10 protein-coding genes and 1 rRNA gene are annotated in these 11,912 nt (G+C 73.6%); 6 read left to right on the top strand and 5 right to left on the bottom strand.

The annotated features are described in order from the left end of the window. The first annotated feature begins 9 nt into the window (after positions 1-9). Positions 10-126 (top strand): 5S ribosomal RNA (gene rrf, locus ACPFP2_RS25800). A gap of 224 nt (positions 127-350) precedes the next feature. On the opposite strand, the gene ACPFP2_RS25795 is transcribed toward rrf, so the two are convergent. Next, the gene (locus ACPFP2_RS25795) at positions 351-1,034 is read right to left on the bottom strand and encodes a hypothetical protein (RefSeq protein WP_424092229.1); all 684 of its coding nucleotides are present in this window, start codon (positions 1,032-1,034) and stop codon (positions 351-353) included. Between the two features lie 69 nt (positions 1,035-1,103). On the opposite strand from ACPFP2_RS25795, the gene ACPFP2_RS25790 reads away from it, so the two are divergent. Genes ACPFP2_RS25790 through ACPFP2_RS25780 form a run of 3 tightly spaced genes read left to right on the top strand, consistent with a single transcriptional unit; the run spans position 1,104 to position 5,514 of the window. Continuing rightward, positions 1,104-3,716 carry a valine--tRNA ligase gene (locus ACPFP2_RS25790; protein ID WP_424092227.1) on the top strand — a complete coding sequence of 871 codons (2,613 nt, stop codon included), beginning with the start codon at positions 1,104-1,106 and terminating at the stop codon, positions 3,714-3,716. Next, a complete protein-coding gene (locus ACPFP2_RS25785; RefSeq protein WP_424092225.1) occupies positions 3,713-5,047 on the top strand; it encodes a bifunctional folylpolyglutamate synthase/dihydrofolate synthase in 1,335 nt (444 codons plus the stop codon). The genes ACPFP2_RS25790 and ACPFP2_RS25785 overlap by 4 nt, the downstream gene beginning before the upstream one ends. Continuing rightward, positions 5,044-5,514, top strand: a complete 471-nt coding sequence (locus ACPFP2_RS25780) for a DUF4233 domain-containing protein (protein ID WP_424092223.1) — start codon at positions 5,044-5,046, stop codon at positions 5,512-5,514. Before ACPFP2_RS25785 ends, ACPFP2_RS25780 begins: the two co-directional genes overlap by 4 nt. A 9-nt stretch (positions 5,515-5,523) precedes the next feature. Here the strand turns inward: ACPFP2_RS25780 and ACPFP2_RS25775 are convergent, their stop codons facing one another. Further along, positions 5,524-6,810, bottom strand: a complete 1,287-nt coding sequence (locus tag ACPFP2_RS25775) for a VOC family protein (RefSeq protein WP_424092222.1) — start codon at positions 6,808-6,810, stop codon at positions 5,524-5,526. Between the two features lie 142 nt (positions 6,811-6,952). On the opposite strand from ACPFP2_RS25775, the gene ndk reads away from it, so the two are divergent. Continuing rightward, a complete protein-coding gene (ndk, locus tag ACPFP2_RS25770) occupies positions 6,953-7,378 on the top strand; it encodes a nucleoside-diphosphate kinase (RefSeq protein ID WP_424092220.1) in 426 nt (141 codons plus the stop codon). 55 nt (positions 7,379-7,433) lie between these two features. On the opposite strand, the gene ACPFP2_RS25765 is transcribed toward ndk, so the two are convergent. From ACPFP2_RS25765 to ACPFP2_RS25755, 3 genes are all read right to left on the bottom strand, one after another. Next, on the bottom strand, positions 7,434-8,258 hold the full coding sequence (locus ACPFP2_RS25765) for a hypothetical protein (protein ID WP_424092218.1): 825 nt from the start codon (positions 8,256-8,258) through the stop codon (positions 7,434-7,436). Between the two features lie 80 nt (positions 8,259-8,338). Next, positions 8,339-8,779, bottom strand: coding sequence for a carboxymuconolactone decarboxylase family protein (locus tag ACPFP2_RS25760; protein WP_424092216.1), 441 nt, complete (start codon positions 8,777-8,779; stop codon positions 8,339-8,341). Positions 8,780-9,060: 281 nt separating this feature from the next. Beyond that, positions 9,061-10,071: an ArsR family transcriptional regulator gene (locus ACPFP2_RS25755; protein WP_424092214.1), complete on the bottom strand. Its 1,011-nt coding sequence runs from the start codon at positions 10,069-10,071 to the stop codon at positions 9,061-9,063. 261 nt (positions 10,072-10,332) lie between these two features. On the opposite strand from ACPFP2_RS25755, the gene ACPFP2_RS25750 reads away from it, so the two are divergent. Next, a complete protein-coding gene (locus tag ACPFP2_RS25750; protein WP_424092212.1) occupies positions 10,333-11,880 on the top strand; it encodes an alkaline phosphatase D family protein in 1,548 nt (515 codons plus the stop codon). Positions 11,881-11,912: the final 32 nt, after the last annotated feature.

Here is an 11,912-nt window from a genome sequence, read left to right as displayed (position 1 = left end):
TCATAGAGTTACGGCGGTCATGGCGGAGGGGAAACGCCCGGTAACATTCCGAACCCGGAAGCTAAGCCCTCCAGCGCCGATGGTACTGCACTCGGGAGGGTGTGGGAGAGTAGGACACCGCCGGACATCTTCATGGTCAGGGCCACCCCTCAGGGGGTGGCCCTGACTGCATTTCGTCCCCGCCCGTGTTGGCGAAGCGGGCTTTCCGGTTCCGGATCAGGGCTGGCCGTCGTCGACAGAACTTCGAGCAGTTTGCTGCCCACCATGCCGATGGCAGGGCAGTGGCCGGCGGCCGGGCGACAGCCAGGCCGGGGCGTACCCCGGGGAGGGGCCGCGGCCCGGACGGGCGGTCAGCCCCGGGTCTGGATGGTCTCGCGGATCTCGCGGAACAGCCGCGCGGCGTCGTCGACGGAGCGGTTGGGGAACATCGCCATCGCGACGCTGCCGTGGTCGGCCCAGCCGCAGATCGCGAAGTCGCCACCGTCGCCGCTGGTCGTCCCGCACTTCGCCACGCCGCCGAACCGGCCGGCGGGCACCTCGCGGAGGCCGGCCACCCGGCCCGTCTCGTCGGCCATCAACCCGAAGAGGCTGTCCAGGTCACGCTCCGGCTGCCACAGCAGGGTGGTACCGCCGAAGACCAGTGCCGGCCGGTCCTCGTCCGACGGGTCGCGGTAGACCGAGCCGAAGCTGCGGTCCAGGTCGATGTCGGCGGCGAAACCGTCGCGCAGGTACTCGGCGGTGCTGCGCGCCCGGTCCGAGTCGTCACGGACGAGCCCGGCGACGCTGTCCGGGCTGCTCAACCGGGTGTCCTTCTGCTCCATGATCCGCCAGCCGGCCGTGCCGAGGGCGGCGGCGCCGGCGAGACCGACCACGAGCGCCACGGCCAGGGCGATCCGCCGGCGGCGCGACGACCGGGGTCGCGCGTCCTGCTCGGCCGCCGGGTCGTGGTTGCTCAGACGGATCGGTTCGTCGGTCAGGTCGACCGGATCGGGCCCCTCGATGAGCTCGCGCTCGCTGAGATGTGCGTCGGACATGTCCGCCACCGTACGCGAATGACAGGTGGCGCACGTCAGGTCCGCGGAAGCGCTCCGTAGACTTTCAGGGTGACCGAGAGACTGGATGCCCGACGCCCCGACGCCCCGACCCTTGCCGGCCAGTACCAGCCCGGCGAGGTAGAGCAGCGACGGTACGAGCAGTGGGTAGCCGCCGGCCACTTCCGGGCATCGGCGGAGAGCGACAAGCCCCCCTTCACCATCGTCATCCCGCCGCCCAACGTCACCGGCTCCCTGCACATGGGTCACGCGTTGGACCACACCGTCCAGGACGCGCTGATCCGGCGCAAGCGGATGCAGGGCTACGAGGCGCTCTGGCTGCCCGGCATGGACCACGCCGGCATCGCCACCCAGAACGTCGTCGAGCGGCAGCTCGCCGGCCAGGGGCTGTCCCGGCACGACCTCGGCCGGGAGAAGTTCGTCGAGCGGGTCTGGCAGTGGAAGGGCGAGTCCGGCGGCGCGATCCTCGGCCAGATGCGCCGCCTCGGCGACTCCGTCGACTGGGACCGCGAGCGCTTCACCATGGACGAGGGCCTGTCCCGCGCGGTGCAGACCATGTTCAAGAAGCTCTACGACGACGGGCTGATCTACCGGGCCAACCGGATCATCAACTGGTGCCCGCGCTGCCTCACCGCCCTGTCCGACATCGAGGTGGAGCACACCGACGACGAGGGCGAGCTGATCTCGATCCGGTACAGCGACGACGTCGTCGTCGCCACCACCCGGGCCGAGACGATGCTCGGTGACACCGCGGTCGCCGTGCACCCCGACGACGAGCGGTACCGGCACCTGATCGGCACCGAGGTCGCCGTCCCGCTGACCGACCGGCGGATCCCGATCGTCGCCGACGAGCACGTCGACCCGGCGTTCGGCACCGGCATGGTCAAGGTGACCCCGGCGCACGACCCGAACGACTTCGAGATCGGCCAGCGGCACGGCCTGCCGTCCCTGACGATCATGGACGAGCGCGGCGTCATCACCGCGCACGGCCCGTTCCAGGGCCTGGACCGGTACGAGGCCCGTCCGGCGATCGTCGCCGCGCTGCGCGAGCAGGGCCGGATCGTGGCCGAGAAGCGGCCGTACGTGCACGCCGTCGGGCACTGCTCGCGCTGCCGTACGACGGTGGAGCCGCGGCTGTCGCTGCAGTGGTTCGTCAACACCGCCCCGCTGGCCGAGGCGGCCGGCGACGCGGTCCGCGACGGCCGGGTGAAAATCGAGCCGGCGGAGCTGGCCAAGCGCTACTTCGCCTGGGTCGACAACATGCACGACTGGTGCATCTCCCGTCAGCTCTGGTGGGGCCACCGCATCCCGGTCTGGTACGGGCCGAACGACGAGATCGTCTGCGTCGGCCCGGACGAGCAGCCGCCCACCGGGGAGGGCTGGCGGCAGGACGAGGACGTCCTGGACACCTGGTTCTCCAGCGGCCTGTGGCCGTTCTCCACCCTGGGCTGGCCCGAGCAGACCCCGGACCTGGCGAAGTTCTACCCGACCAGCGTGCTGGTCACCGGGTACGACATCCTCTTCTTCTGGGTCGCCCGGATGATGATGTTCGGCCTGTACGCGATGGACGGCAAGCAGCCGTTCGACACGGTGGCCCTGCACGGCATGGTCCGCGACCAGCACGGCAAGAAGATGTCGAAGTCGTTCGGCAACGTGGTCGACCCGCTGGACTGGATCGACCGGTACGGCGCGGACGCCACCCGGTTCACCCTGGCCCGCGGCGCGAACCCCGGCGGGGACGTGCCGGTCAGCGAGGACTGGTGCCAGGGCTCCCGCAACTTCTGCAACAAGCTCTGGAACGCCACCCGGTTCGCGCTGCTCAACGGCGCGCACACCGACGGGCCGCTGCCGACGGACCTCTCCACCGTCGACCGGTGGATCCTGTCCCGGCTGGCGCACGTCACCGCCGAGGTGGACGAGCAGTTCGAGGCGTACGAGTTCGCGAAGGTCTGCGACCTGCTCTACCACTTCGCCTGGGACGACGTCTGCGACTGGTACGTCGAGCTGAGCAAGCCGGTGCTCGCCGAGGGCGGGCCGGCGGCCGAGGCCACCCGGCGGGTGCTCGGGCACGTGCTGGACCAGCTGCTGCGGCTGCTGCACCCGGTCATCCCGTTCGTCACCGAGGAGCTGTGGACCGCGCTCACCGGCGGCGAGACGATCATGACGGCCGCCTGGCCGGTCGCCGACCGTGGCGGGATCGACGACGCCGCCGAGCGGGAGATCGGCACCGTCCAGCGGGTGGTGACCGAGATCCGGCGGTTCCGCTCCGACCAGGGCCTGCGGCCGACCCAGCGGGTCGCCGCCCGGCTCGACGGGCTGACCGTCGCCGGCGTCGCGGCCCACGAGCGGCTGATCCGCTCCCTGGTCCGGCTCGACGACCCCGGCGACGACTTCCAGGCCAGCGCCACCCTCGCCATGCCCGGCGAGGTCTCCGTCGAGCTGGACACCCGGGGCTCGATCGACGTCGCGGCGGAGCGGGCCCGGCTGACCAAGGATCGCGCCGCCGCCGAGAAGGAGGCCGCGCAGGCCCGCGCGAAGCTGGACAACCCGGCCTTCGTGGGCAAGGCCCCCGAGCCGGTGGTCGCCAAGATCCGCGAACGGCTGGCGGTGGCCGAGGCGGATCTGGTCCGCATCGACGCCGCCCTGGAGGCGCTGCCCTCGTGACCGACCGTACCGATTTCGCCGCCGTCGACGCGGAGCTGGCCGCGCGGGGCTTCACCCGCATGGTGTTCGAGCTGGACCGCATCGAGTCCCTGCTCGACCTGCTCGGCAGCCCGCAGCGGGCGTACCCGTCGATCCACCTGACCGGGACCAACGGCAAGACCTCGACCGCCCGGATGATCGACTCGCTGCTGCGGGCCTTCGGCCTGCACACCGGCCGCTACACCAGCCCGCACCTGGAGTCGGTCCGGGAACGGATCAGCCTGGACGGGGAGCCGGTCAGCGAGGACCGCTTCGTCACCATGTACCGCGAGGTGGCGCCGCTGGCCGAACTGGTCGACCAGCGCTCGTCCGAGCCGCTGACCTACTTCGACATGACCACGGCGCTGGCGTTCGCCACCTTCGCCGACGCGCCCGTCGACGTGGCGGTGGTCGAGGTGGGGCTCGGCGGCGCCGAGGACGCCACCAACGTGCTCCAGGCCGGGGTGGCGGTGCTGACCCCGATCGGGCTCGACCACACCGAGTGGCTGGGCGACACCCTGGAGGACATCGCCCTGCACAAGGCGGGCATCATCCACAAGGGCGCGACGGTGATCGCGGCGGCGCAGGAGGAGGAGGCCGCCCGGCCGATCCTGGAGCGGTGCGCCGAGGTCGGCGCGACCGTCGCCCGGGAGGGCGCCGAGTTCGGTGTGCTGCGCCGGGCGGTCGCCGTCGGCGGTCAGGTGTTGACCATCCAGGGCCTCGGCGGGGTGTACGAGGAGATCTTCATCCCGCTGCACGGTGCGCACCAGGCGCAGAACGCGGCGGTGGCGTTGGCCGCCGTCGAGGCGTTCCTCGGGGCGGGGGCGCGGCGGCAGCTCGACGTCGAGGCGGTCCGCGAGGGCTTCGCCGCCGCCAGCTCACCCGGCCGGCTGGAGAAGGTGCGCACCGCGCCGACGGTGCTGCTCGACGGGGCGCACAACCCGCACGGGATGAGCGCCACCGTCACCGCCCTGCAGGAGGAGTTCGCGTTCAGCAAGCTGGTCGGGGTGCTCGCCGTACTGGCCGACAAGGACGCCGCCAGCCTGCTGGCGCTGCTGGAGCCGGTGCTCGACTCGATCGTGGTGACCCGCAACAGCTCGCCCCGGGCGATGCCCGCCGACGAGTTGGCCGAGCTGGCCCGGGAGGTCTTCGGGCCGGAGCGGGTGCAGGTCACCGACGGGATGCCGGACGCGATCGAGGCGGCCGTCGCCGAGGCCGAGGCGGACGTCCCGGGCGAGCTGGCCGGGGTGGGCGTGCTGATCACCGGCTCGGTGGTGACCGTGGCCGACGCCCGGCGACTGCTCAAGCGATGACCGGCCCGGCGGAGGAAGGCCCCGGCGCCGCGCCCGCAGGCCGGGAGCCGGGGCCGCCGGCCGAGCGGGAGCAGACCGGCGCCGCGCAGACCGGTGCTGCGCGGACCGGCGGCGAACAGCCGGGGCGGCGGCGTTCCGGGCTGCGCAACCCGGAGAAGGCGGTCCGGGGCCTCGGCGCCGGGACGCTGGCCCTGGAGGCGGTGGTGCTGCTGCTCGCCATCCAACCGATCCGGGTGGTCGGCGGGGAGCTGGGCGGCGGCGCCGTCGCGGCGATCGTGACGCTCGCTGTCGCCTGCGTGGTGCTGGCCGGCCAGCTGGGGCGGCCCTGGGCGTGGCACGGCGGCACCGTGCTCCAGGGCCTGCTGATGCTCGCCGGCCTGCTGCACTGGTCGCTGCTGGTGCTGGGGATCATCTTCGCCCTGGTGTGGGCGTACGCGCTGCACGTCCGCCGGGTCATCCTCGGCTGACCCGCGCGGTCAGGCCTCGGCGCGCTCCCGCCACTGGGTCAGGGCGATGCCGTGCCCGTCCGGGTCGCGGAAGGCGGCGGCCCACACCTCCAGCCGGCTGCCCCGGTTGACCACCCGGGGCGCGTAGGTGAACTTCACGCCGGAGTCCCTGAGCCGACGGTATGCCGCGTCGATGTCGTCCACCTCCAGGTTGACGTGCACCAGGCGGCGGCTGATCGGGGCGGCCTCGGTGATCTCCCGCAGCACCAGGCGGGTGCTGCCGGAGGCGAGAACCGCGTTGCCGGAGCCCCGGTCGACCTCGGTGAAGCCGAGCGACCGGTAGAAGTCGAGCGAGCGGGACAGGTCGGTGACCAGGAGGGTCAACCCGACACCGCTGATCGGGGCGCTGTCGTCGTCGGCGTCCGCGACGGCCTCCGGGTCGTAGCCGAAGATGGCCTCGTCCAGCTCGTTCAGCTCGTCCGGGCGGATCCGGTCGGCCGGCTGCGGGTCGTCCAACGGGACGTCGATCGGGTCCACCGGCGACGCGTCGAAGCGCTCCTCGGCGGGCGGGCGTGGCGCGGGGGTGGCCCGACGGGGCAGCGTCCCGGCCTGCGGCTGCTCGACGACGGTGCCCTCCAGGACGACCGGACCGCCGGGACGCTGGTGCACCACCACGGGCTCCCGCTCCTCGGTGAGCACCGGGTCGCCGACCGGGTCGCCCAGCGGGTCGGCCGGCGGCGGGTCGCGGAAGTCGTCACGCAGGTCGTCGTGGAAGTCGTCGTCGGCGCTGCGGCCGGCCCACGGCGGGGCCTCCTGGGCGATCAGCACCTCCTCGACGGGCTCGGTGTCGGCGTACTCGGGTGGCAGGTCGGCCATGGCGGCGGACTCGGAGTGGGTGGGCACCTCGTCCCAGAGCACCCGGATGTGCCGCTGGTCGTCCAGCGCCACCCGGATCGGCAGGGTCTGCCCCAGCGACGGCCACTTCGCCACCGGCACCCGCGGCTCGATGATCTTCTTGGAGCGGGGCGGCAGGCCCGGCGCGTCGATCACCAGTTGCAGCTCGCACCGGCCGAAGGCGTACTGGGTGGGAGGCTCGGAGGCGCTGTGCACGTGCCCGACACCGATCACCCAGGTGCGTCCGCCGCCACGCACGGTGGCCAGAGCGACGGCCAGCACCAGCAGGGCCACACCGAGGGCCACGATCGCCCAGCTCGTCATGCCGAGACCGAACAGCACGACGAACGTCGCCACGGTGCCGAGCACCGCGGCGATCAGCTTGCGGACCGGCGCGATGGGTCGGTTCCCGCCATTCGCCACAGTGGACCTCCCAGGGGTCAGGGCCAGGCTAGGCCGGATCGGCAGCCGAGGGAAGGCGCCGCCGCCGCGCCGACGCCGGGACCGGGTCGCTAGGCTGACCGTACCCAGCCTGACCGTCTTCCGCGCACAGGAGGAACCCAGCGTGTCCAGCAGCAGCCCGGACGAGCGCACGCTCGTACTGATCAAGCCGGACGCGGTCCGCCGCGGTCTGGTCGGCGAGATCATCTCCCGATTCGAGCGCAAGGGCCTGCGGATCGACGCCATGCAGACGCGGACGCTGGACGGCGGCTTCGCCGACCAGCACTACGCCGAGCACGTGGACAAGCCGTTCTACCCGCCGCTGAAGGCGTTCATGACGGGTGGGCCGCTGGTCGCGCTGGTGCTCTCCGGCGACCAGGTGATCGAGGTGGTCCGGGCCATGATCGGCGCGACGGACGGCCGCAAGGCCGCCGCCGGCACCATCCGGGGCGACCTCTCCCTGTCCAACCGGGAGAACCTGGTGCACGCCTCGGACTCCACCGACAGCGCCAAGCGCGAGATCGCGCTCTGGTTCCCCGAGTTGGGCTGAATCGTCCCGGCCGGCCCGGTGGTTCGATGGAGCCGCCGGTCGACGGTCCCCGGGGTCAGCCGGTGGACGAGGGGGTGGGCCGGGGCGGGAGCTTGTCCAGTTCCCGGACGGTGTGCTCCGCCATGGCCAGCGCCCGGGTGCGGGCCTCCGCCGTGATCTTCCGCCCCTCTCCGGGACGGCCGGGGCGGGCGCAGAGTACGGACGCCTCGACGAGGTAGCCGCCGTGGCGGGTGATCACCCGCGCGTGCCCGAGCAGGGGGTAGCTGCCACCCGCGTCGAGTTCGTCGGCGTCGACGCTGATGGTGGCGATCGTCGCGGTGCCGCCGCGGACCTTCGCCGTGCCGCTGGTGGACCGGTACCCGATCGTGCCGGGGCTGGGTACGTCGACCATGTGCACGGAACCCCCGCTGCACCTCTGCGCCCGTAGCGCGTCGAAGTAGCGCTCCACCCGCTGCGGTCCGCCCGTGGCGTCCGGCCGTACCGCGGCGACGAGCAGTTCGCCGAGGGCCTCGGCCCGCTGGCCGCCCGAGCGGTACGCGACCGGTCGGGTCCTGGCGTCGACGCGGAAGAAGGACCTGACCTCGACCGTGGTGCCGTAGCCGCCGTTGAGCGGTCGCGGCGTGTCGCACAGCGCCATCTGCACCACGGTGGTGTTGTCGGGCTGGTACCCCGGCGCGGTGACCTCCTTGACCGGGCCCAGACCGCCCGCGGCGCGGCGGACCGCGTCGGCGACTGCCTTGTCATCGTGTTCCGGGACCGGCTCCGGCGAGCGGCTCGGAGACGGGACGGCGGTGGCCGTCGGCGTGGACGACCCGCTCGAGCCGCAGCCGGCGAGCACCAGCGCCGCCACCAGGGCAGCGGAGATCGATCGGGAACGCACGCGCTTCCTCCCCCGTCGGCGTGTCCGCAAGCGACTCTAGGACACCGTGCGGGGGAGGAAGGCCCCGTGTGCGTGGGTGGTCAGTCCTCTGCCGGAGGCTGCGTACGGCAGGTGACCGCGATCCGGTTCCACACGTTGATCGTGGCGATGGCCGTCACCAGGTCGGCCAGCTCCTTCTCCGACCAGATCTTCGCGGCGGCGTCCCACACGTCGTCCGGCACGCCGTGCTCACCGAGCCGGGTGACCGCGTCGGTCAGCGCCAGCGCGGAGCGCTCCCGCTCGTCGAAGAACGGCGCCTCGCGCCACGTCGACACCGCGAACAGCCGCCGGCTCGACTCGCCGGCGGCGAGCGCGTCGCGGCTGTGCATGTCGACGCAGTACGCGCAGCCGTTGAGCATCGACGCCCGCAGCTTCACCAGCTCCAGCACGCCGTGCTCGACGTTCGCCCGGACGTAGCGTTCCAGCCCCAGCACGGCCTGGAACGCCTCCGGCGCCACCTCGGCGATGTTCATCCGCTGCATGACAACCTCCCTGTTCGGCTCCGACAGGGGGCAGACGGGGCAGCCGCGGCGGGCGTGACGGCCCGGGGCTGTGACGGTGGTCATGGCGACCCGCCGGGGCCGGAGCGGGAACGGGCCGGACAGCTCCCCGTGTCGACTCTCGACGCTGCGGACCGCTCCCGCCCCGGGCACCGCCGGGCCGACCCGGGTGGACGCGGGCGGCCACCGGGCGGGCGGTGCTACGCGCACCACGCTAGGCACGGACGTCCGCCGACGCCATCGATTCGGCAGCCGCCGAATCCTCAGGCGGTGGTGCGGATCGGCTCGGTGGAGAGCAGACCCAGCAGGGCGATCCCGGCGGGTTCCAACCCGTACAGCACCCGGCGGCCGACCCGGCGGCGGTGCACGACACCTGCGGCGAGCAGCGCGGACAGGTGCTCGGAGACGGTGCTGGGGGCCAGCCCGAGGGCGCCGGCCAGACCGGCGGTGGTGGCCGGGCGGACCAGTGCCCGCAGCACCGTGGCCCGGCCCCGGCCGAGCAGCAGCGCCAGCCGGTCGGTGCCGGTGCGCGGGGCGTCGGCCGGCCCGCCCGCCAGCACGCCGGCCCCCCGGGCCGGGTAGGACACCGCCAGCACGCCGGGGTGGTCGGTGTAGAGGCCCAGCCCGGTCCCGGCGAAGATCAGCGGAACGAGCAGCAGCCGTCGGTCGACGACGCGCACCTCCTGCTCCCACGACTTGGCCACCGTGAGCACCGGCCGCTCCCAGCGCGCCTTCTCGTGCAGGTCGGCCAGGAGCGCGTCCGGCCCGTCGGTGGCCAGCGACCGGGCCTGGTGCAGCACCTCCTCGTCCAGGGCCGCCCGCATCGCCGGCCACCAGGGCGCGAGCGTCGCCTCCCACCAGGCGAGCAGCTCGTCGGCGACCCGGTCGAGCGCGCCGCGCGGATCGGTGGCGTACGGGCGCAGCCACGCCGGGCCGCCCTCCGGCCAGTGCCGGCGCAGCTGCTCCGCGACCAGCTCCTCCGGCGTCTCCCGCAGCGCGGCGAGTTCCTCGGTCAGGCTCGGCGCGGCGGTGGGCGGGATCGGGCTGAGGAAGTCCGGCAGGTGCGCCCCGGCGTCGAGATAGACCCGGATCGGCGCCGAGGCCGGCAGCCCGGCCAGCACCCGCCGGGCCCGGCGGGCCCACCCGGTGTACGGCCACGGCAGCTCGGCCGGGTTGCGGTACAGCATCCAGAAGCCGGTCTGGATCTCCCAGAGCGGGCTGACCGCGAGCCGGGTACGGGCCACCGTCGCATCGTCCAGGTGGATCCGGATCACCTGCGGAGGCTACCGCCGGCGACGGCCGGTTCGACAGACGTCGCTGGGCTCCGGCAGCCTCCCGGTCAGCCGCGCCCCGGACGGCAACGACGGCGCCGCCGGGCGGCCACGTGACCGCCGCGGGACGTGACGGCGGCCACGTGACCGCCGCGCGGCGACGGCTCCGTCAGCCGCCGTTGGGGCGCCGGCCACCTCACCCGGCGGCGGCGGTCATGTCCGCCCGGTAGACCGACCTGGTTGGTCCGCGAACCGGGAGGAACGATGACTGAACTCGACAGGCGTACCCTGCTGCGCGCCGGCCTGATCGCCGGAGCGGGAGTGGCCGGCGGTGCGCTGCTCGGTGGCGGCGCGTCCGCCGCCCCCGCCTGGCGGCCCGCCGGCCGGCCGGTGCTCACCCACGGGGTGCAGAGCGGCGACGTCACCGCCGACTCGGCGCTGGTCTGGACCCGCGCCGATCGACCCGGCCGGATGTACGTGGAGCTGAGCCGACGCCCCGACCTGCGCGGGGCGCGGGTGCTGCGCGGGCCGGTGCTCGACCCTTCCGGTGACTTCACCGGCCGGCTCCGGCTGCGCGGGCTGCCCTCCGCAGAGCGGCTGCACTACCGGGTGCGGGTGGAGAGCCTGGACCGGCACGGGCTGCTCAGCGAGCCGTTGCGGGGCTCCTTCGCCACCGCCCCCGGCCGGCACGAGCGGCGGGACGTCCGGTTCGTGTGGACCGGGGACATCGCCGGGCAGGGCTGGGGGATCGCGCCCGACTTCGGCGGCATGAGCATCTTCCGGTCGATGCGGGCGGTGCGGCCGGACTTCTTCCTGTGCAGCGGCGACACCGTCTACGCCGACGGTCCGCTGAGCGAGACGGTGACGCTGCCCGACGGCCGGACCTGGCGCAACCTGGTCACCCCGGAGAAGGCGAAGGTCGCCGAGACACTGACCGAGTACCGGGGGCAGTTCGCGTACAACCTGCTCGACGAGCACCTGCGGGCGTTCGTCGCCCAGGTGCCGCAGGTCAACCAGTGGGACGACCACGAGGTCACCAACAACTGGTACCCGGGGGAGGTCCTCACCGACGCCCGCTACAGCGAGCGGCGGGTCGACGTGCTCGCCGCCCGCGCCCGGCAGGCGTTCGGGGAGTGGCTGCCGGTCCCGGCGGACGGGCCGCTGTACCGGCGGCTGTCGTACGGGCCGCTGCTGGACGTGTTCGTGCTGGACATGCGGACGTACAAGGACCCGAACGACGGCAACACCTACGCCGACCCGTCGCGCGGCCTGCTCGGCCGCGACCAGCGGGAGTGGCTGGTCCGGGAGCTGACCCGGTCCCGGGCGACGTGGAAGGTGATCGCCGCCGACCTGCCGATCGGTCTGGTGGTGCCGGACGGACCGGCTGCGCAGGAGGGCGTGGCGCAGGGCGACCCGGGCGCCCCGGCCGGACGTGAGCTGGAGTTCGCCGAGGTGCTGCGGGCCACCCACCGCGCCGGCGTCACCGGGATCGTCTTCCTCACCGCCGACGTGCACTACACCGCGGCGCACCACTACGACCCGGCGCGGGCGGCGGTCGGTGACTTCACCCCGTTCTGGGAGTTCGTCTCCGGCCCGGCGCACGCCGGCGCCTTCGGCCCGAACCGGCTGGACGGCACGTTCGGCCCGCAGGCCGTCTTCGTGCACGCGCCGCCGCGCGCCAACACCTCGCCGGCCGAGGGCTTCCAGCACTTCGGCGAGGTGGCCATCGACGCCGCCTCCGGCGCCTTCACCGTCCACCTGCGCGACCGGGACGGCCGTTCGCTCTGGACCACCACCCTCCCCGCCCCCTGACCGCCCGCCGCCGGTCCCGGGTCGTTCCGGGA

The organism is Micromonospora citrea, assembly GCF_049629545.1.
Lineage (GTDB): Bacteria > Actinomycetota > Actinomycetes > Mycobacteriales > Micromonosporaceae > Micromonospora > Micromonospora citrea_A.
This window is presented reverse-complemented; position numbering and strand designations above follow the sequence as displayed.